The following is a 21,399-nucleotide window of genomic DNA, read 5'->3' on the forward strand; positions in this document are numbered from 1 at the left end:
ACGCCCTGGTCAAATATCGGCGGAACACATTGCAACATTGCCCCGGAATACATGGTCAATTTCAGCGGTATACCCACTTTAATGATATCTTTTGCACTTGTTGGCGGCTTCTCATTTCTTGCTACTGACAGAACACTATCTTTATCTGTACTAAGCAATAACCGTTCATAGAGATTGCTGCTAATCTGCCTGTCCATCTGCCTTGCCGTCCAATTGTTTTTAATCGTTTCTTCTCGGTAAAACGATACTTTATCGTCGCTATTTAAACTCAGTAAAGACTTGTAATGAGACCAACTCAATTGTGTCCGCAGTGCGGACACAATTGGGAAGCTCTTATAAAATTGCCTGAACCAAGCCAAGTTTCTTGCTGAAAAACCTGTACCAAATTTTGGCTGAAGCTTTTCTGATAGGAATTTCAGAAGCTGGGAGCCATATTCGGCTCGTTCTTCACCACCCTGTTCCTCTTCAAAAATTCTTTTTCCGATCTGCCAATACATCAGCACTCTTTCTTGATCAACGGCGCGGACGGCTTGATCCCTTGAATTATTAATTATCGATTGAATATCGGTTATAATTGATTCATTTAAGTTCATACCAATTCTCCTTCCGCTATTGTTTTTTGTTCTTTGAGCCGGTTCGTTAACGCGGTCATATCACGGTTTACCTTCCTGTCTTTAGTTTTCGCATAGATCTGAGTTGTGGTAAGTTTGGTATGCCCCAGCATTTTGCTGACAGATTCCAGCGGCACATCGTTATCAAGTGTTACCGTCGTTGCAAAAGTGTGTCTCGCAATGTGAGTGGTAAGGTTCTTGTCGATGCCAGCAAGGTCTGCTATTTCTTTCAAATAGGCATTCATCTTTTGATTGCTCTTAACAGGCAACAACCTGTTTTCTACATCTCGGCATGAATGGCCTTCATACTTATTTAGGATCTCAATCGCTTGGGGAATAAGGGGGACATTCGCTTCGATCTCAGTTTTTGTGCGAGTGGTCTTTATCCATAAGACTTCATCCTTACCGCTTACGACGTTTTGTGGTGTTAACTTTTCTACATCAACAAAAGCATACCCTGTAAAACAGCAGAAAAGAAAAGTATCTCTTACCTCGTCCAGCCGCTTCACTTTAAATTCATGTGAAGCCAATAATTCAATTTCCTCCCATTCGAGTACCTCCCGATTAACTTTCCTGTAAGTACATTTGAAGGCATTAAACGGGTTGTGAATTAACCATTTGTTATTTACTGCCAGGTTAATGATCTTTTTCAGGTTTTTGATGTAGCGCATGGCAGTGTTATGCTCAATTTCGCATTCTGTCTTCAGATACATTTCAAAGCCTGAGACAAAGGCAAAGTCTATCTGGTCGAGATACACATCTTCTTTTTGAAATCTATGTTTTATAAATCCTGAAACACGGCTTCTGACTGTATTGTACTTTGTCAGCGTTGCTTTTACAAAGTCTTTCCCTACCAGTTTCGCAAGGTCTGCATTATGCTGGTCGAAAACTTCGAGCAGCATTTTTCTGTCCGGCTCCTCACCCGAATACTGCAACTTGATTTTTTCAGCGGTAATAAATTCGTCTGTCCGTTTTAAGAATTTAAAAGCTTTGTCGATTTCATCGAGGGCATCATTAATATCGGCATTGATCCTCCTGACTTCAGGACTTGTCCCTTTGAGAAAGCCGGTTTGGGCATCCCATTTTGCAAGATGCACTTTTCTTTTAAGCGAAATTTCCGCACGTTTTCCTAAATAAGTGATTCTTGCATAGAGCGGCACCAGGCCTGCTGCATCTGTTTTTCGTTTGTCAGCCCAGATAAGAACTGAGAACCTTTGGGTTGTTTTCATAACACATTAATTTTTAAGTTACTTAATCGCATTAATTTTGAGTTCATATGAGCTGTTTTAAGCTCAAAAAAATCAATACAAGTACTTTAAAATCAACTTATTACAAGCTAATTCGGTGACCAAATTAGCAAATCAAAACAGGTCACCGAATAGGTCACCGAATGAGTCATAAATGGTGGTATGAAATGAGCGGGATTGACATAAAAAAACCGCTTAAATCAATGATTTAAGCGGTTATAAACGGTTTTGATACCTTTTTAGCGGAATGGACGGGACTCGAACCCGCGACCCCATGCGTGACAGGCATGTATTCTAACCAGCTGAACTACCACTCCGTTTTTGGGTCTGCAAATATACGCAGCTTTTTGTATTACGCAAATGGTTTTGAAAAAAAACTTATTTATTGTGGATACAGTATTCCTTATATGGCTTATTTAGTATAGTCAGATACAATCCCCCCTCTTTATAACCAACTCACTATCAAACAAAACCAGCCATAACACCTTCGATATTTTTGCTCCGGTCCTCTTTAAATATTTTTTAATTTATTTTACTTCAAAGGTAAAATACCTGCTGCCAGCATCCCCATTTGGGGTCACCCCTTGTATTAATCCTATAAATTTCCCGGTTTGATCTGAAGTATAAAACGCCAATTGGTTTTTGCCAGCTGTGTTAATACTAACATTTGGCTGCCAAAATAAAAGATTGCGAAAATCGGGGACCCGGCTTTTAATTGCCTCATCCGTATCATAAACAGGTGAATAAAATTCCCGCTGTAACTGCAAACCTTCATAATCAAGCACTACCGCATGTGGGTCCATTTCGGCTCCACCCAAATCGCCTTTATAGGTTGTATAACTTAATATACCCTCCTGCACCGACGGTCCATAATAATATCTTTCTCTTATTACTTCCAGTTTTTTCACTTTCAATGGGTCGATAGCTATTACCTTATCGATATTAAACACCGGTACATCATCAAGCATAACAAGGGGATCGCCATCTAAAAAGCCCCGATCATTTAATACTTTTATATGATATCTTTTATGCGACTGTACAACATTCACTTCTCTTATATATTCGCGTAAAACCTCTTCCATTGTTGTAAAACGGGTATAATTATCTAAAAGATACGTTTTATACGGCTTCCCAAAAAAACCAGAGCTATCAACCCCCGGGTCATAAAACTGTTTTATTTTATTACCTGCATATATATTTTGTGCCTGCATGGCCAGGCTATGTTCTTCCAGTGTTTTTTGTATACCAGGTGTCAGATTTAGACCTGGCAGGTTATACTTCGCATACTGTTCGGAAAAGGGGCTCAAAACATCTATGCGGTAGGTTGTATCCCGCTCGGAGTTTGTTTGAGCGATGATCTCGCCGGAGCCAAACAGTTGTTTGGTATTAAATACCAAACGCCCTAATGAATCACTTTTTGAGGTATACAACTGAACTCTTTTTCCAGGAACGCTTAAGTATACCAATACGTTCTCTGCGGGATGGCCGGTAACTGTATTTACTACTTTTGCGGTAATCAAATGATCATTATACTCAGGCAAAAAGTTGAGTGTTACGGGTTTATCGCTCAGCACATTGCTCCACCGAAACCTCCTCCAACCCTGTGTAAGCATCAAGTTATCAAGTGCTGTATCCGTTTCTGTATTAACATTTTTAAAGTAGTAAGATGGCGATTCGATATTTCCGTGCAGATCGGATTTCAGCCATAGGTAACTCATAATATCATCCCTATCTACGTGCTCCAAGGTATCCACCCGGAAGACCGACAAGGATAAATTGGCTGACAAAGGATCACCTGCGGGGTTTTTAGCCGAAATATTTATATTAACCTTTTTACGTATGCCATATTGCGGTTGATCCGAAGATGCATCAATCAGCAATTCTTGTTTAGGACGTTTAAAATAAAGTCGCTCACAAACAGCCTGCTTAGCGTTGTTAAAGATGGTGATGTGCGATACGCCTTCACCAAGTTTTATTTTATCAATTATAAAACTGGCAGTCCCTGAATTAAGACTGGCACTTTGAGCTATTTTAACTATTTGCCTGGTATGTGCAAAAAGATATACTTCTCCGCTACCAATGCCGGCACCATTTACAATGACCTCCAATTGCGATCCTCCATTATCTTTCAACTGCATGGTATAACCCTGGCTATTGATAGTTGGTAACTCTTTTGTGATCACATCTCCTGAGGTTGGCTTAATAACGGCCTTGTAAGAAGCGTTGGCCCCCGGGGTAAATATAAAGCTCCCCATACCAAATTTCAACGGCTCAAACCGGGCTACTGTGTCATTATATCCATCAACAATAAAACCCTTATAAGCGTCGAGCCCTGTACCATTAGGCGTTGTTACCTTAAAAGCTATTTTACTGGTAATACCGCTGATCAAATTTCCTCCTTCCGGAAAAAACTGAACATCATAGCCTGCCTGTGCCTGCCGACTTACCGCCTCTGGTGTTTTTAGTGGATTTACGATAAGAATGGTTTTATCAAAATAATAATCAGCACTGAAGTTTTTCATCCAGTTAGTGTAGCCTCTTAATTTATAATTGCCGCTGTTTAACGACACCGGAATATACAAAGAACCACTCCCAGCACCATTTTTCATGGCAATTTTTGCTTGTAGTACGGCATTTTGCTCATGATCAAGCACATCAATATACACAACTTTACTTAGGTTGATGGGCTTATGGAGGCTGGCATCAACATTATAAATCTTAAACCAGATGATCTCACCAGGCAAATAAGCACTCTTATCGGTATGAACAAATATTTTTTCCTGTACAGATTCCTGCTCATACTGATTAAAGCTATTTTTAATTTGATCTAATACCTGTGCCGAGCAATTCGTGTGCAATTGCAATAATCCTCCAATCAATAAAGCTATAGTTTTAGCAATCGCCTTAATTTTTTTCATAACCGGTACAGGTATTTAGTTCTACTTTTATATAGCAATATATTTATCTGTTAATTATCTATCCAAAACGAAGGCTTTTTTACCTTGCCTCGTATGGTACAATCTGTGCACCCGGAGGATGAATAGGTGTATCCAAGGATGCCAAAAGGGCCATATATTGCATCTACGGCTATTCCCCCGCCCTGAATAATGTAATATAGTACATCATTGGATCCTGTTTTCGGATGAGAAAAGAAGGCCGAATCGGCCATACCACAGTCATAAGGATATTTTTCTATCCAGTCATTTGGTAATTGCCCTTTATTGATATATATTCTTTTTGATTGCACATTTGTAACACTTACATATCCAATAACAGGTTCTGTAGGGTCACTCATATTGTGAATATTTCCTTGTAGTTGAGTAGGCTGGGCATCAAATATACTTCCCAGTTGTTCGGTATTTTTCTTCATATTTTCCCAAAACTGGTAGCCATCCTTAGTTAGTGCATATTGTTTAAGTAAAATGGAATATCTCAATTCCAATTTTTCGGAATTACTGGCAATAGTATTAATCGGTGTCTGAAATATTACATCCTGGGTAAGTTTTTCTGATGAGCCTAACACTATATTGCTGGATTTGTCACTCGCATAGCAATAATATATTGATTCATCTGCACGTCTGCCTCTTACCGCACCACCATCAACAATAAAGCTAGATTGAAATTTAGTATGGAAGCGCCAAGCCTCCGAATAATCCCACCTATAGTAGCGGGTATTGTTAGTTGCGTCGTGCGTATTTGCATATATCTGCAGGTAGTTATTTTTAGGAGTAAAACCAATACTGTCTATAGGTGGTGTTTGCTTTACTTCCACATAATCTGACACGTACTGCTTACCTTCGGGTGTTGTGATATGCAAGCGATACTTCTTTGAAGCATCAAGATGCATTGGGCCAATATCATATCGGCCGTTCCCTTCGGATTGTAAAGCGTAATTGCCGCCTTGCTCTCCCTCAATAACCACCGTGTAATTAGTTACTATCTGGGTACTTACATCTTCTGACAACTTTACCGTTCTGCTTAGGTTAATTATAGTAGAGTCATTGCCACTATTGATCACCCCTTCCACAACCAGGTAATGGTTATCGCTACTAACAATGGCTGGGTTATATGGCTTCTTACAGCTTATTGCAACCCCTATTACCACAAATAAGTACCATATGTATTTACTTTTGCTCATGTTGCTTTTCATTTTACTACCCATAGGTTTTTGTTCGATTTTTGCAAAACTTTATATGCATAATTCATATTGATATCGGAACCCTTATATTGCTAAAACCTGATGTTATAATTAATAAATGGTATTGGTTTGGCAAATATGGATAGTTTAAACCCGCTAATTATCCCTGCTTGCTGGGTAAAATATGCGGAATAAGCATTTTGCCTTCCTGTAAGATTATAAACCCCTAAAGTGAACGAATTATGTGTTCGTTGATGTATTTTATGATTACCTTCAATATTCATCGAAAAATCTGATCTGAAATAGTCTGGTATACGATAAGTATTCCTGTCAGAATAAAGCACCCTTTCAGAACCGCCGTATTCATATTTGGCTATTGGCAGCGTGATTGGCCTTCCCGTACTATAAGTTACATTTAACGACACGCTAAACCGGTGCGAAAACCGGTAATTGCCAATAAAATTAAAATCATGCGGCTTATCAAAGTTAGCCGGATAATAAGCTCCTCCGTTAATTAATTCACCTTCGTTGATATTATCCTGCCTCAAAAACGTACGGGAATAGGTATAGCTTATCCATCCATTGGCTTTACCTGTAGTTTTTTTGATCAAAAATTCAATACCATAAGCTTTACCCTGGGTACCCAGTACATCATTTTCAATGTGATGGTTGAGCACCAGATTGGCACCACTTCTGTAATCCAGGTAGTCCCTTAATCGTTTATAATAAACCTCAACCGAGGTTTCAATGGTATTTTCTTTAAAATTACGATACAAGCCTAATGATACCTGATCGCCATATTGTGGTTTAATATTAGGATCGCTCAACTGCCATACATCCGTTGGAGCTATTGCTGTAGTATTTGAAAGCAGGTGTATATATTGCCTCAAGGTATTATATCCAGCCTTTACAGAAGTATTATCTCCCAAATTGTAACGCGCCGAAAGCCTGAACTCTGGTCCCGAATAGGTTTTGATCACTTTATTTTTGGAATAGGTGGTACTATCTAAAAAATTTGAACTTGTTTTTGGCAAATTGGGCGCATAGTTATAAACTGTTTGTGGTCCCAGGTAATTGTAGAGCGAATACCTGATACCCGCGCTTAATGAAAGATCATCTGTAATATCATATTTATCACCAAGATAGGCAGCGCTTTCTAAAGCCTGTTGCGCCGGAACAACATCTGGCGCTACTAATGATTTTACATCATTAGGCTGAAAATTACCAGGGTGTAACTTATAATAAATAGTACTTACTCCAAAGTCAACCGTATTTTTCCGATTGAGGTAATAAGTAAAATCGGCTTTAAGATTAGTTTGATTGATATCAAAATTAAGTTTGTAGGCATTTACCGGATTATCAAAACTTGCAATATTATATTGATACCTGTCGATGCCGGTTGTTATCAGGCTAAATAGCTTATCATTAAAATTATGTTTCCACTTAATGTTGATATTTCTGTTGCTGTAACTATAAGCTGTGTCGCTGTTGAGCTTAAACTGGTCGTGGCTCAGGTAACTGGTTAAGTAAAGATTGTTTTTATCATCTATCTGGTGACTTATATCCAGATTAAGATCGTAGAATGAAGCCTGGCTATGTTTATATTCTTCGGGCAACAGTTTGAGCAACCAATCGGAATAAGTAATGCGCCCACCAAATATAAATGAGGTTTTATCCTTAATAATCGGCCCTTCCACATTGAGCCTGCTGGTTATTAAACCAATACCCGCCGAGCCTGTGAACTTCTTTTTGTTGCCTTCCCGATCTGTTATATCCAATACCGACGACAAACGACCGCCAAATTTTTCAGGAATACTGCTTTTGTATAGTTCAATATCTTTAACAATGTCGGGGTTAAATGCAGAGAAGAATCCAAAAAAGTGTGCCGGGTTATAAATGGTGGCATCGTTAAGCAATATCAGGTTCTGATCGGCAGAGCCCCCGCGAACATTAAACCCGGTTGTAGCCTCACCTACCGACTGCACGCCGGGTAACGTTAATACCACCCTTAATACATCAGCTTCGCCAAATACGGTTGGTACCTGTTTGATGCTTTTTATATCCAACCGGTTTACCCCTAATTGTACATTACGAACATTGGCCACCTTTTCGGCAGATATTTTCACCTCCTTTAAGCTGGTCACCTGCTCCTGCATTTCAATGATCAGTTTACCGTCAGAGTATAATATTATCTGGCGGCGGGTATCACGCATGCCAATACCTCTTACACTTAAAATTTGCCTCCCTTTTGGCAACACAATAGTAAAGTATCCAAACTGATCTGTGGCTACACCCGTTTTTGTATTGGTAACATAAATACTGGCGCCTACCACCGATTCGCCCGATTTGCCATCACGTACATAGCCAGATAGTGTGGCTTTACCCGGTTGAATAGTGTTTGTTTTAATTCCTATTTCATACAATTTGTTTTCTGTGGTGGCTTCAGGAACTTTTTTTTCTTTTTCATCAGTAAAATCGGCAACTGCAGCATTAGTAGAAACACTTTTAGACTGATTGGTTATTGACGGTGTTGTTCCTGGCTTATTTTCGAAAAACCCAGCAGGCAATCTGATTTGTATCTCGCGCCCGCGGGTAAGAAATATCTGGTGTTGGGAGGTAATAGCATAATGAAAATCGGTATTCTTAAAAGCCAGATCCAGCACCGTTTCAATGGGCTTATTATTTACCTCAACAGAAATTTTTAAACTATCGAATTGGATGGGATTATAGTAAAAGTGATATCCGGTTTTCGCTTCCAGTTCCGTAACAAATTGGCCGATGGTAGCCTGATGAAAGTTTACACTTATTGATACTGCTGTATTTTGCTGAGCAAAACACAACTTAACAAGTACCAGGAAACAGAAACTCAGAAAGTAAATTTTTTTCATCTATAATTTTATTTTTTACCCGTACCGGTAAAATATTATATGACGCCATTATCACCAGGGTACTATTTTTGCCGCTTAAGTTTAAGACATCCTACCTGGATAACTCATCATACCGGCCGGCTATAGCAACCATAGCTTCTTCCGGGGCCTTCCTATATTTAATCTTCTTGGTTTTAATGTATTGTTGTAGCTCTTTCTTTTTATCTTTTAAAATATCAAGTAAGGCTCCCTGCCCGCTAATACTATAATAATTGTTCCCTTTCTTCAGGTAAAAACTTTTACGTTGTGAAAAATAGGTTTCGATAGCATTTGAACCAGAGTTTGTTTGGATTGATTTTGAATACTTGGCCAGCACAACAACATGACCATGGTATAACTCATCATAAAAACCAGGGTCGATACCGTTATTGGTATGTAATGAGTCTGATAAGGTGTTTACAAAATGATGATTGAGCAGGTCAAAACGCTCAACCCGCTCATTTAGTAGGGTATACATGGAAAATTTATTATATAAGAGCACTACTACAACGTCTTTATTCAGATCGTACATCATCGGCACATCCTTAAAAAATAAGCCATCATAGGTAACTGTACCTGGAGTAAATTTATTGATATCCTGAAAATACGCGGTCCCTTTTATAGCTGGATTATATAGTTCGTATTCGGGTCCGTTATATAAACGGGATTGCTGCCCTATAGCGCTATTGTAAGCATCGGCCAGTCGGGTGATACTGATCTGGTCCTCACCGGTATTATCAGCAGTTGCGGTCTGAGCACGAACTTGTTCGGCAAGAAGAATGAAAATGACTATAACAAGACTTAGGAAATGTTTTTTTATCATTTAAGGTTATATAAAAATGGAATTTACATTTCTTTTATTTAAAAATCAAAAGGTTATGAGGAATAATCAAATCTACCTACTTATTGTATTAATCATGTTACAATAAATATATCTGTTTATCTTATACATGCTGCTTGGCTAACATGCTCTTGAGCGCTGCGGAGAACAGCTTTTATCCCCAAATTAGAACATTTGCATGTATAGTGACCAATCAACACTATGTAGAATACTATCTGCTCTACTAAAACACACTTAAAAATAAAAGGGCCCTTTATAAGGGCCCTTTTATTTTTAATATATGAAAACTGTTATTACAGCTTACGTTTCACTTCTACATTTTCATAAGCTTCAACGATGTCGCCTACTTCAATGTTATTAAAGTTTTGGATATTCAAACCGCACTCATAACCGGCGTTTACTTCCTTAACATCATCTTTAAAGCGTTTTAACGAAGCCAATTCACCTGTGTAAATTACTACACCATCGCGTATGATACGGATCTTGCTGTTACGGTTAATTTTACCATCTAATACCATACAACCTGCTATAGTACCTACTTTGCTGATCTTAAAGGTTTCACGTATTTCCACATTGGCCACGATCTTCTCTTCAAATGTTGGTGCAAGCATACCTTCCATCGCAGCTTTGATCTCATTGATCGCATCGTAGATGATAGAGTACAACCTGATATCGATCTGCTCAGCTTCAGCCAGTTTGCGGGCACTTCCTGACGGACGAACCTGGAAACCGATAATGATCGCGTCAGACGCGGAAGCCAGCAATACATCAGATTCAGAGATCTGACCAACTGCTTTAGATATGATATTAACCTGTATCTGTTCGGTTGATAGTTTCAGTAATGAATCGGATAACGCTTCGATTGATCCATCCACGTCACCTTTAACAATAATGTTAAGCTCCTTAAAGTTACCAACTGCCAAACGACGGCCGATCTCATCAAGGGTGATGTGTTTCTGCGTACGTAAACCTTGCTCACGTTGCAGTTGCAAGCGCTTATTAGCAATTTCACGGGCTTCAACTTCACTTTCCAATACGTTAAACTTATCACCGGCTGTAGGCGCACCCTGCATACCCAACACCTGTACCGGTGTTGATGGCCCTGCAGATTCAACCCTTTGGCCACGCTCGTTGGTTAATGCTTTAACACGACCGCTGTAACAACCTGCCAGTATCGGATCGCCCACTTTTAAGCGACCAGCTTGTACCAGAATGGTGGTAACAATACCACGGCCTTTATCAAGGGCTGCTTCAATAACAGTACCTACGGCACGTTTATTCGGGTTGGCTTTCAGTTCAAGCAATTCGGCCTCAAGCAATACTTTTTCTAAAAGCAGCTCAACATTTAAACCTGTTTTAGCTGATATTTCCTGGGTTTGGTATTTACCGCCCCACTCCTCAACCAAAATGTTCATGGCCGAAAGTTGTTCACGTACCTTATCGGCATTAGCGCCTGGCTTATCAATTTTGTTGAAAGCGAAAATGATAGGCGCTCCTGCTGCCTGCGCGTGGTTTATAGCCTCGCGGGTTTGCGGCATCACGCTATCGTCTGCGGCAATTACTATAATTACAATATCCGTTACCTGTGCACCCCTTGCACGCATGGCGGTAAACGCCTCGTGACCCGGAGTATCCAGGAATGTTATTTTCCCTTTATCGCCTGGCAGGGTTACCTCATAAGCACCAATGTGCTGGGTAATACCACCAGCTTCGCCGCCTATTACATTTGTTTTACGTATAAAGTCGAGCAGGGATGTCTTACCGTGGTCAACGTGGCCCATGATGGTCACTATCGGCGCACGCGGTACCAGATCAGCAGGATCATCCTCCTGTTCCAGATTGGCTTCCTCATCCTGTGGTTTTACAAACTCTATCTGGTAACCAAACTCATCGGCAACAATGCTTAGGGTTTCGGCATCAAGCCGTTGGTTAATAGACACAAACAAGCCAAGGCTCATACAGGTAGATATGATCTGTGTTACAGAAACATCCATCATTAAAGCCAGCTCATTTGCTGTTACAAACTCGGTAACCTTTAATACTTTGGATTGTAATTCCTGCTCCAATGCCAGCTCTTCTGCACTTGAGGCCACATCGTCACGTTTCTGACGACGGAATTTAGCTCTCTGTGCAAATTTACCCGACTTACCAGCCCCGCTTAAACGGGCCAGTGTAGCCTTGATCTGGTCTTGTATATCTTTTTCAGATGGTTCTTCTTTTGGACCGCTATTTTGAGGCGGATTGTTACGGCTGTTCCTGAAATCAGGACGATTACCGCCACCCTGGCTTGGCCCACCGTTTCCGGGAGCACCGTTACCACGGTTCCTGAAATCAGGACGATTTGGATTAATGGTTCCGCCTGCAGCAGGTGGGTTGTTATGCCCTTGGCCTTGCTGTGGCTGCTGGTGATTGCCACCGTGTTGTCCACCGCCATGTTGCGGGTTACCCTGGTTATCCTTACGTTTTCTTTTACGTTTATGATCGGCACTGTTGGCATTTGATGATGATGCCACCGGATTACGTTTTGGCGTGTTAACCGGTAATTGTATTTTACCGATCACATTTGGCCCTGTAAGTCTTTCGGCTTTTGCCCTGATCACATCAGGTTCCTGGCTTTCATCGGCAGTTGCCTCGGTAACCGGTGCTTGCACAGCTGGAATAGCCGGTGGTGTTACCGGAGCTTTCGGAACCTCCGCTTTTGGAGTTTCAACAACAGGCTGTTGCTTTGGCTCCTCTGTTTTTGGAGCTTCAGGAGCTTTTTCTACCGGGGCTTCGGCCTTTGGTTCCGGCTTGGGCGCAGGAGCCACAACTTCCGGTTGTTTAGCAACCTCTACAGGTTTTGCTACCTCTGCAGGTTTTTCGGCCGCTGGCTGCGGTTTTGCGTTCAGATTATTAAGGTCAATTTTACCTACTACTTTAACGCCCGGCAAAACATCATTACGTTCGTCAGACTTGTCAGCGGCAGGTTCAACCGGCTTTGGTTTTTCTGCCTGCGGCGAAGTATAGTTGCCCGCGTTCTTGATCAGGATCTCTTCGTTCTCAAAATCCCGTGAACGGCGATTCTCAACCGGCTTTTCCGGAAACCCAGCAGGCTCTTCTTTTCTGATCTTTCCGATACTGATCTGCTTGGCTTCCTCCTTAATACTTTTGTCAACAGCAAACTCCTTCAACAATGCGGAGTACATGTCGCTATCCAGCTTCGCCATAGGTTGTTTTTCAACCTTATAGCCTTTTGTAGCCAAAAAATCGACAATGGTACCCATACCAATGTTGAGTTCTTTTACTGCTTTAATTAATTTTATTGATTTGTCTTCTGACATTTATTATAATTTCTCTGCTTATTATCGCAAAAATACGATTTTAATTTTGGTTTCTATGCTTATTCAAACTCAGCACTCAATATTGATAACACTTCTTTTACAGTTTCTTCTTCCAGATCCGTACGTTTTACCAATTCGCCTACTGTTAAAGCAAGTACCGATTTCGCGGTGTCTAAACCTATACGTTTAAACTCATCGATGATCCAGCTGTCAATTTCATCTGAAAACTCTTCGATGTCCACATCCTCGTCATGCTCATCTGCTTCGCGGTAAACATCTATTTCATAGCCGGTTAACTTACCAGCAAGTTTAATATTATGACCGCCACGGCCAATAGCCAGTGATACCTGATCGGGCTTTAAATATACCGCCGCAGTTTTTTTATCATCATCCAGCTTAATAGAAGTTATTTTAGCTGGTGATAAGGCACGCTGAATATATAATTGAACATTATTGGTGAAATTGATCACGTCAATATTCTCATTTTTTAATTCGCGAACGATACCGTGTATACGTGATCCTTTCATACCCACGCAGGCGCCTACCGGATCAATACGATCATCATATGACTCAACAGCTACCTTAGCTCTTTCGCCTGGTTCACGTACAATTTTCTTGATCGTGATCAGTCCATCGAATATCTCTGGTACTTCCAACTCAAACAAACGCTGTAAAAACTCAGGAGCTGTACGTGAAATGATGATCTTAGGGTTACTGTTCAGCATGTCTACCTTATGCACAACCGCTTTTACGCTGTCGCCCTTTTTAAAGTAGTCCGCCGGAATTTGCTCGGTTTTTGGCAGCAGTAACTCATTGCCTTCATCGTCAAGTACCAGGGTTTCTTTTTTCCAAACCTGGTAAACCTCGCCGGTAACAATTTCGCCAACACGGTCTTTATATTTTTTAAAGATCTCGTCTTTTTCCAGTTCCAGAATTTTTGAAACCAGTGTTTGGCGGGCGGCCAAAATAGCACGGCGGCCAAAGCTTTCCAACGTGATCTGCTCAATGTAATCATCCCCTACTTCCAGGTCAGCATCAATCAATTGTGCTTCGGCTAATTCTATTTCCAGGTCATCATCCTCACTAAAGCCATCTTCCATCACCTTACGGGTGCGCCAGATCTCCAAGTCACCGTTGTCCGTGTTTACAATTACGTCGCAATTTTCATCGGTGCCATACTTTTTCCTGATCATGCTTCTGAAAACGTCTTCCAGAACGCTCATCATGGTTGGGCGGTCAATGTTCTTGAAATCTTTAAATTCCTGAAAAGAATCAATTAAATTAATATTGCTCATTTTCTACTTGAATGATATTAAAACTTTTGTCTCTGTTATTTTATCAATAGGGATCACGCTTTCAACAGTTTCGGCTTTTTTCCCTTTTTCTTTTACTTTTTCTTCAATGATAACGGCATCTTCTGTTATGGCCGTCAGCTTGCCTTCTCTTTTGCTCCCGTCGGCCATTTTGATGCCTAAGTTACGCCCTATGTTTTTGGCGTATTGCCTGGTTGACGATAGCGGGAAATCAATCCCCGGCGATGATACTTCCAGGTTGTATGCGGTTTCTATCACATTCTCTTCTTCCAGGTGGAAGCCAACGTGCCTGCTTATCTGCACACAATCATCAATCCCCAGGCCGTTATCACCATCTACCAGCACAATCAGCTTTCCGTTTGAGTGCATTTTGATGTCCACTATAAACAAATTTGGCTTATCGGCTATCTTCTCTTCAACCAGCTCTCTTACTCTTTTTTCAATATTCATTACCCTCCGGTATTATGATTGATAATTTGATTGATAAAATAAAAGAGGGGACAAATCGCCCCCTCTTTTATTAATTAGGTGCAAATATACATAATATTATTTGATTTTCAAGCAATTCACGGCGGTTTATTACTTAAAATGTTAAATCAATGTAGTGTAAACTACCCGGCCGGTTGCGTCCTCTGATAAAATCTGTCAGTTGATTATCGCTATCCAATTTATAATACCTTACAAAATAGGTTCGATGGCTTACAAAGGGGGTATCCGGTGTAAAAATAACGGCGCCATCGGCTATATGGTATGTACCGGGCTGCATAGGCTGATAATTTTTCATATCCGTATCGCCCGGCATTTTATATACAGGCATCAAGCCCTGCCAGTTCGCTCTCGCAGAATCACGGGCGATGTCCTGGATAACGGCCACATCTAAACCACTTATTTTGATAGAACGTTCCTGATCAATCTTATCGATATGAATTACGGGCGACTTGGACGTATTGCTACAACTTATGCAGGAAAAAACGAGCAATATCGATAATTTATTTATGGAAATGTTTTTTGACATGATTTGATAATTTGTAAAATTAAACAGAAATTGGGAGAAGCTATCCTACAGCAAACCTTTTAATTAAACTATCACAAATGCGAAAAACATAGGTCAATCATCTCACTTATGACGACAACACATGAAGAATTTTAAACTCAGGGCCGATCAGATTTTAAATCTTATCCCTCCAATAGGCGGATGTATGGCCACCGACAAGATCACTGTTGATGGTCTTAAAGTGATATACATGTACCGAGAAAAATCAGACTTTGAGAAAGATAGCGGTTGGCGCTTTTTTTCGGGCACCGAAGACCAGGGTTATGTCGATGATCCGGACAATACAATGATCTACAACGTAAATACCATCGCAAATTATGATAAAGCTATTATTCCATATCTAAACCTTCCTTATGGAACTGAGTTGGAAAGAGTAGAAGGAACCGATGAATTCCGGATCCTTTTACCTTAAGTCACTTTTTTAGCGTTTGTTCAAATAGTTTAAATATGCGCTTGTACTCATCCGTCCAACTGCTGGCTTGTTCAAAGCCATGATCTTCTACCGGGTATGATGCCAGTTCCCAGTTCTCCTTATGCAGCTCAATCAATTTTTGGGTAAGACGGATGATATCCTGGTAATTCACATTCTGGTCTATCATACCATGCAGCATTAGCAGGTTGCCTTTTAAGCCATTGGCAAAATAAATAGGCGAACTTTTACGATAAGCCTGCTCATCGGTAAAGGGCTCATTTAAAATATTGGAGGTGTACCCATGGTTATAATGCGCCCAATCGGTCACCGATCTGATAGCTCCACCGGCTGCAAAAACATCAGGCTCGGTAAACATACCCATCAGGGTTATAAAGCCACCGTAGGAACCGCCGTACAAACCCACATGTTTAGGGTTAACACCAAATTTTTCAACCAGGTATTTTACCCCGTCAACCTGATCAGTCAGATCCTTACCACCCATGTGGCGATAGATGCCTGTGCGCCAATCACGGCCATAACCTGCACTGGCGGTATAATCAATATCCAGTACCGTATAGCCATTATCAGCCAGCATATTATTGAACATAAACTCGCGGAAGTAATAGCTCCAGGAATAAGTTACTTCTTGCAAATAACCGGCGCCATGTACAAATAAAACTGCGGGTTTAGCCGGATCGGCTTTTTTGGGCAGATACTGGCGTGCGTAAACATCATTGCCATACCGGTTTTTAAAGGTGATGATCTCCGGATCGCGCCATGGATACGAATTAAATTCGGCCGAAACCGAATGTGTTACCTGTATTGCCTTTGCCCCCGGTTTGTTGGGTTGTAGATACAGTTCCCAGGGTTTGTTGGAGTAGGAATAACGGATAGCCAGCCATTTTTCGTCGGGCGAGAGAGTTACCTCATTACCGCCTTTCAATCCGGTTATTTTAACCGGATTGCCGCCGCTTACGGGCATGCTGTAAAAATGGGTAATACCCGGATGTTCTATATTCGCAGTAAAGTAAAATGTTTTTTTATCGTTTGATAATTGCAGGGTTTGTACCTCCCATTTACCGCTGGTCAGCTGCTTTTTCGCGCCGCTTAACACATCAACCAGGTAAATATGCGAATAGCCGCTGGCCTCGCTCTGGAAATAAAAGTGAGTATTGTCGGTAAAACCAACATTACCTGCGGCGCCGGTTTCAATACCCGGCCCACCGATCCAGGCTTCATCATGCTGACGGTCAAGCAGGCTTAGCTTCCCTGTTACCGGGTCGAGGCGCATAATCCATCTGTCCTTATTATCCTGCGCGCTGGCCACCACAACAGCATTTTTACCATCCACACTCCAGAATGGACCTTCTATATCTACCTGTCTGTCTGCATTCGCTTTTTTACGCTCTGCCAGTTCAGTTGGATAATCCTTCAGATAATCGGGCAGATCTTTAATGCCGGGGATATCCTGGGTAAGCACCGGGTAAAAGGACTGGCGACGGGTATCAAACACCAGCATTTTTGAGGTAGATGATGGCCTGCCAACCTTAGAGCGGTTTGGGATATCCTCTGTAAAGCCCGAAGCTGTGACATAATTAGGAACGATTGCATTTTTTACGCCATCGGCAGCTTTGGTTAACCGATAGGTGATGTATTTACCATCAGGACTTATTTTTACCAAGCCCACACGATCGCCGCCGGTAACCAGTTCTTTTAATTGCTGAGGTTCCAGGGCTGCGGTTTGGATTGAATCCAATTTATCTTCTTTCGCCTCTTTTTTGATGATATCAAAAAGTTCCAACTGTTGCTTTTTGAGCCATGCCTGCTGATCGTTCAGCTTTTCGGCATCTTTCTTCTTTTCGGGGGAGCGTACAAAGTTGGTCAACTGTTTTAACTGCCCACCGTTAAGTTTCAGGGCAAAAAGATTATTGTTTTGTTTAAATATGATCTCATGTTCATCACCGCTGAAAATGGGGTCATCCTCTCGCTGCTCGGTATTGGTTAGTTGAATAACCTTACCACTTTTAATATCAGCCAGAAACAGATCGCCGTTTTTTTCAAAAACCTTTTGCATACGGCTTTTATTCCACTCGCCATCAGTCGTTAAACCGCGCTGCTCCGCTATACTTACTTTTTGCGGATTTGTGTTACCGATAGTGATGGCATACAGGGCATCCGCATCATCATGACCGGGGTTCCATTTAAAATAGATCTTTTTACTGTCGTCGCTCCAGCGGATATTGGATGGCGATACGCCTATCCATTTTGGGTCGCGCATGATCTTTTCGATGGTTAGGGTATCCAGTTTCTGAGCGAACGTGGCGGCGGTATTAACTATAAGTAGTAAAGTGATCAGTCTTTTCATGTAAATCAATATGGCAAAACGCCTTAAAATGTCTGCAATTTAACAGTTTCGGTTATCATTGTTAATTTTAGGCATTTTATTGTTACAAAATGGAAATTCGGGGTTCAGCGTTTATTTTAAGGGGATGGTTTGATGGCGATGAGGCATCATTGCAAAAACATGCGGACAACCCAAATGTATCTGCTTTTTTATTGGATCGCTTTCCGTACCCATACACGCTGAATGATGCCTTTACCTGGGTGGCCTTTATGAAGAAACAAGAGCTGCTAACCAATTTCGCGATAGCTATTGACGGCCAGGTTTGCGGCGGTATTGCCTTGGATTTAAAGGTTGATGCCAACCATAATGAAGCCGAAATAGGTTATTGGCTGGCCGAACCTTACTGGGGCCGCGGCATTATCACCGAAGCGGTACAGTTGCTTACCCGTTATGCCTTTGAAAATTTAGGTATCATCCGTGTGCAGGCCGGTGTGTTCAGCAAAAATACCGCATCTATGCGGGTACTGGAAAAGGCAGGCTATATTAAAGAGGGTATTATGCGCAATGCGCTGATCAAAAAAGGGGAAGTGATGGATAAGCATCTATACGCCATTTTGAAATCCGAATAACCAGATCGTCTTCCTGAATTCCCAAAAACAGTATGCATCTCTTTTCGCCTGCGGCGAAAAGAGATGCATACTGTTTTTTCAATTCACCATCCTCCCGGAAAGATCAACTGTACGGGCGAAGGGGTTTAAAAACTTGTTAGCCAAAACGGCAAATTCCCGCCGGGTAACCGGTCGGTTCAAATCAAAATCAGAGTTGAATTTATACTGTGTTTTCCAGGCTTTCTGCAAGCTTATCTGCAGGGTTTTAGGCTCGGTCAACGTGATCTCGCTAATGAACGACAGGAGGTTACCCTGTGTAAATTTTTCGCCTGGTTTTTCTTTATTAAACCATAAAAAAGCACGGGCGTATATCTCCTTAAAAAAAGGTTCCACTTCCGCAGTACTCACTACAGAATCGGGCATAAATAGCAGCTGTGCGCTGTTGCCGTTTATTTTTGGTACCCCTTTAAGTAAACCCGTAGCGCCTATCTGCTGCATCGACCTCAAATAAGGGTCGTTTGGTTTGATATCCGAAAAAGGCAATAGCCAGGCTTTAAAATCAAGCAGTTCGCCTTGTATTATGCGCACATTTAATTTTTTGGTAGTGGTTTTAAAGAAAGCGCAAAAAGCAGCCGTTGCCCCCGCACCCTGCCCCACAGCCATTTGAACCGAAGGGTACATAGTGCTGGCATTCACCAGATGCGATACCGACAGCGCTTTTTCTGTAACCAGTAAATTATCCAGATCTTTAAGCACGACAGAACCCAGCGGGATGCTGTAAGCCATAAATGGCGGATAGTTTGTTTTTGGCGCGGTGCCTTCTCCATAATGTTGTCCCGGCGAAGCATCGCCAACTGCTATAGCCGTACGGTACAGTTTTACCGGGCGATCATAAGGCTGGTACAGATCGTCCAGTGTCATACGGACCAAGCCTTTGGCACGGCCGGCCTCCCTGATGTAGGGAAGGTAAGGCAGGTGATCAGGCGTTGGATATTCATCATCCAATCCCAGGTTTTTAAAACTCAGTTCCGTTTGCAGGTAATATATCAGACCCAGGGTGTGCAAACGAGCCTTAGCATAAAAGGCATCCCGGTTGGCGGGTTTCAGATCATCGGCAGTGGTTGGGTATTGGTTACCGCATCCTGCCCATTTGATCATGTATTTATCATTGGGCAATCTGCCCTCAGCCAGCATTTTGCTGATATTTTTTCCTTTCAGACAGGCGTACTCCGCAGCATCATAACCCTGTGGTTTGGGCATCGTTTTATCGGCTGTTTTCCCAAAGTCTTTTACAATAGCTATCCAGGTAATATCCTGTATGCGTGGCAAAGCTGTGGCCGGGGCTAAACTTTCGCCGGTATCCTTCGAACTGTCAAAACCCGATAGGAGCACCTCACCTGCTTTGGCTGCTACATCGCCGGTTTCAGTAGCATCAATTACTACCCTGGCTTTTATAGTGGTGGTTCGGTTATTTTCGGTAATACTTACCTGCCAGCCCGTGCCATCTTTTTCAATGTCGGTAAACGGGGTATTTAATTTTACTGTGAGATTTTTAACGGTATCGGTCATTTTTTTGAGGATAGCCGCACCAGTGTATGGTTCAAAACGCAGGGTGGCGTTATAGGTGGTATCATAACCCAGCCTGTTCTTATAAAAATCGCGCACATGCCTGCGGAATTCGCCCCAGATACCCGTTGGCAGGTTCCTGTTGCCTTCCACTACACACATGCCGGCGGCGGTCATGCTGCCACCCAGCCATGGTCCGGGTTCAACCAATATGGTTTTTAGTTTACTGCGTGCACCCTGTATAGCGGCCGCGGTTCCGGCAGCCCCGCCACCTATCACCAGTATATCGGTTTTGATGGTTTGTGCATATAAAAATGAGGCATTTAAAAGCAGGAGTACTAATAATATTTTTTTAACCATCGGTTTATTAAATAGGTACAGAACGCTAATTTATAGCAAAAGCTTGTGGTAGTTTTAAATTATGCCTAAATTAAATTTTTTTACAGCACATGACAGACGAACAAATGAAATTCCCGATCGGGAAATTTACGCCGCCGGCATCATATACCAACGAGGATATACGCGAATGGATAGAGGATATACGGACCCTGCCCGGTAAATTAAGACATGCCATTGCCGGCTTAAACTACCAGGAACTGGATACGCCTTACCGTACCGGAGGCTGGACACTTCGCCAGGTGATACACCACCTGGCTGATAGCCACATGAACTCTATTACCCGCTTTAAGCTTGCTTTAACCGAAAACAACCCGGTAATAAAGCCCTATGAAGAGGCCGACTGGGCCCTGCTGCCAGATTACCGCCTGCCGGTTGAACCATCCTTAAAAATGCTGGAAGGTATCCATCAGCATTTTGTTGCCCTGTTTGAAAGTTTTACAGAAAATGAATGGTCGCGCACCTTTGTTCACCCGGCATCCGGCGATACGGTTTCGCTCATCAAGGGGCTTGGACTTTATGCCTGGCACAGCAATCACCATCTGGCCCATGTTACTGAAACAGTAAAAAAATTCAAGAAGAAAGCTGAAAGCGAAAAGCTGAAGGCTTAAAGCAAAAAGCTGAAAGCGAAAGGCTCAAAGCC

The 21,399-nt window shown here is 41.8% G+C and carries 15 protein-coding genes and 1 tRNA gene; 3 read left to right on the forward strand and 13 right to left on the reverse strand.

The features are described 5' to 3' along the window. From AB6735_RS25805 to AB6735_RS25855, 11 genes are all read right to left on the reverse strand, one after another. Positions 1–593, reverse strand: a 593-nt coding sequence (locus AB6735_RS25805) for a DUF1016 N-terminal domain-containing protein (RefSeq protein WP_370999080.1), incomplete at its 3' end; no start/stop codon positions are given. Next, complete coding sequence (locus AB6735_RS25810; protein WP_370999081.1) at positions 590–1,840, reverse strand: site-specific integrase; 1,251 nt, start codon at positions 1,838–1,840, stop codon at positions 590–592. The genes AB6735_RS25805 and AB6735_RS25810, both read right to left, overlap by 4 nt. A 261-nt stretch (positions 1,841–2,101) precedes the next feature. Further along, positions 2,102–2,175: transfer RNA gene (locus tag AB6735_RS25815), tRNA-Asp, on the reverse strand. 210 nt (positions 2,176–2,385) lie between these two features. Then, complete coding sequence (locus AB6735_RS25820; RefSeq protein ID WP_370999082.1) at positions 2,386–4,776, reverse strand: hypothetical protein; 2,391 nt, start codon at positions 4,774–4,776, stop codon at positions 2,386–2,388. Between the two features lie 50 nt (positions 4,777–4,826). Beyond that, positions 4,827–5,996, reverse strand: a complete 1,170-nt coding sequence (locus AB6735_RS25825) for a DUF4249 domain-containing protein (RefSeq protein ID WP_370999083.1) — start codon at positions 5,994–5,996, stop codon at positions 4,827–4,829. A gap of 92 nt (positions 5,997–6,088) precedes the next feature. Then, positions 6,089–8,884 (reverse strand): carboxypeptidase-like regulatory domain-containing protein, encoded by a 2,796-nt coding sequence (locus tag AB6735_RS25830; RefSeq protein ID WP_370999084.1) that lies wholly within the window; start codon positions 8,882–8,884, stop codon positions 6,089–6,091. A 91-nt stretch (positions 8,885–8,975) separates the two neighbouring features. Beyond that, a complete protein-coding gene (locus tag AB6735_RS25835) occupies positions 8,976–9,725 on the reverse strand; it encodes a hypothetical protein (RefSeq protein WP_370999085.1) in 750 nt (249 codons plus the stop codon). Between the two features lie 311 nt (positions 9,726–10,036). After that, positions 10,037–13,063: a translation initiation factor IF-2 gene (gene infB, locus AB6735_RS25840; RefSeq protein ID WP_370999086.1), complete on the reverse strand. Its 3,027-nt coding sequence runs from the start codon at positions 13,061–13,063 to the stop codon at positions 10,037–10,039. 59 nt (positions 13,064–13,122) lie between these two features. Further along, positions 13,123–14,358, reverse strand: a complete 1,236-nt coding sequence (gene nusA / locus AB6735_RS25845) for a transcription termination factor NusA (protein ID WP_370999087.1) — start codon at positions 14,356–14,358, stop codon at positions 13,123–13,125. 3 nt (positions 14,359–14,361) lie between these two features. Continuing rightward, positions 14,362–14,826 (reverse strand): ribosome assembly cofactor RimP, encoded by a 465-nt coding sequence (gene rimP / locus AB6735_RS25850; RefSeq protein WP_370999088.1) that lies wholly within the window; start codon positions 14,824–14,826, stop codon positions 14,362–14,364. A gap of 133 nt (positions 14,827–14,959) precedes the next feature. Continuing rightward, positions 14,960–15,391 carry a hypothetical protein gene (locus AB6735_RS25855; protein ID WP_370999089.1) on the reverse strand — a complete coding sequence of 144 codons (432 nt, stop codon included), beginning with the start codon at positions 15,389–15,391 and terminating at the stop codon, positions 14,960–14,962. Between the two features lie 121 nt (positions 15,392–15,512). Here AB6735_RS25855 and AB6735_RS25860 point away from each other — a divergent pair, with 121 nt between their 5' ends. Next, entirely contained in the window at positions 15,513–15,842 is a 330-nt protein-coding gene (locus AB6735_RS25860; RefSeq protein ID WP_370999090.1) for a DUF2185 domain-containing protein, read from the forward strand. Position 15,843: 1 nt separating this feature from the next. On the opposite strand, the gene AB6735_RS25865 is transcribed toward AB6735_RS25860, so the two are convergent. Continuing rightward, complete coding sequence (locus tag AB6735_RS25865; RefSeq protein ID WP_370999091.1) at positions 15,844–18,207, reverse strand: prolyl oligopeptidase family serine peptidase; 2,364 nt, start codon at positions 18,205–18,207, stop codon at positions 15,844–15,846. 89 nt (positions 18,208–18,296) lie between these two features. Between AB6735_RS25865 and AB6735_RS25870 the strand changes: the two genes are divergently transcribed. Beyond that, the gene (locus tag AB6735_RS25870; RefSeq protein WP_370999092.1) at positions 18,297–18,815 is read left to right on the forward strand and encodes a GNAT family N-acetyltransferase; all 519 of its coding nucleotides are present in this window, start codon (positions 18,297–18,299) and stop codon (positions 18,813–18,815) included. Positions 18,816–18,893: 78 nt separating this feature from the next. Here the strand turns inward: AB6735_RS25870 and AB6735_RS25875 are convergent, their stop codons facing one another. Then, positions 18,894–20,720, reverse strand: a complete 1,827-nt coding sequence (locus AB6735_RS25875; RefSeq protein ID WP_370999093.1) for an FAD-dependent oxidoreductase — start codon at positions 20,718–20,720, stop codon at positions 18,894–18,896. Positions 20,721–20,809: 89 nt separating this feature from the next. Here AB6735_RS25875 and AB6735_RS25880 point away from each other — a divergent pair, with 89 nt between their 5' ends. Then, on the forward strand, positions 20,810–21,367 hold the full coding sequence (locus AB6735_RS25880; protein WP_370999094.1) for a YfiT family bacillithiol transferase: 558 nt from the start codon (positions 20,810–20,812) through the stop codon (positions 21,365–21,367). The last annotated feature ends 32 nt before the right edge of the window (positions 21,368–21,399 follow it).

Origin of the sequence: Mucilaginibacter sp. RCC_168 (assembly GCF_041355315.1) — a bacterium.
Lineage (GTDB): Bacteria > Bacteroidota > Bacteroidia > Sphingobacteriales > Sphingobacteriaceae > Mucilaginibacter.

Bases quoted from the DNA above. Each gene is read 5' to 3' on its own strand.
- AB6735_RS25810 (WP_370999081.1), bottom strand. From the start codon at position 1,840: ATGAAAACAACCCAAAGGTTCTCAGTTCTTATCTGGGCTGACAAACGA.
- AB6735_RS25820 (WP_370999082.1), bottom strand. From the start codon at position 4,776: ATGAAAAAAATTAAGGCGATTGCTAAAACTATAGCTTTATTGATTGGA.
- AB6735_RS25825 (WP_370999083.1), bottom strand. From the start codon at position 5,996: ATGAGCAAAAGTAAATACATATGGTACTTATTTGTGGTAATAGGGGTT.
- AB6735_RS25830 (WP_370999084.1), bottom strand. From the start codon at position 8,884: ATGAAAAAAATTTACTTTCTGAGTTTCTGTTTCCTGGTACTTGTTAAG.
- AB6735_RS25835 (WP_370999085.1), bottom strand. From the start codon at position 9,725: ATGATAAAAAAACATTTCCTAAGTCTTGTTATAGTCATTTTCATTCTT.
- infB (WP_370999086.1), bottom strand. From the start codon at position 13,063: ATGTCAGAAGACAAATCAATAAAATTAATTAAAGCAGTAAAAGAACTC.
- nusA (WP_370999087.1), bottom strand. From the start codon at position 14,358: ATGAGCAATATTAATTTAATTGATTCTTTTCAGGAATTTAAAGATTTC.
- rimP (WP_370999088.1), bottom strand. From the start codon at position 14,826: ATGAATATTGAAAAAAGAGTAAGAGAGCTGGTTGAAGAGAAGATAGCC.
- AB6735_RS25855 (WP_370999089.1), bottom strand. From the start codon at position 15,391: ATGTCAAAAAACATTTCCATAAATAAATTATCGATATTGCTCGTTTTT.
- AB6735_RS25860 (WP_370999090.1), top strand. From the start codon at position 15,513: ATGAAGAATTTTAAACTCAGGGCCGATCAGATTTTAAATCTTATCCCT.
- AB6735_RS25865 (WP_370999091.1), bottom strand. From the start codon at position 18,207: ATGAAAAGACTGATCACTTTACTACTTATAGTTAATACCGCCGCCACG.
- AB6735_RS25870 (WP_370999092.1), top strand. From the start codon at position 18,297: ATGGAAATTCGGGGTTCAGCGTTTATTTTAAGGGGATGGTTTGATGGC.
- AB6735_RS25875 (WP_370999093.1), bottom strand. From the start codon at position 20,720: ATGGTTAAAAAAATATTATTAGTACTCCTGCTTTTAAATGCCTCATTT.
- AB6735_RS25880 (WP_370999094.1), top strand. From the start codon at position 20,810: ATGACAGACGAACAAATGAAATTCCCGATCGGGAAATTTACGCCGCCG.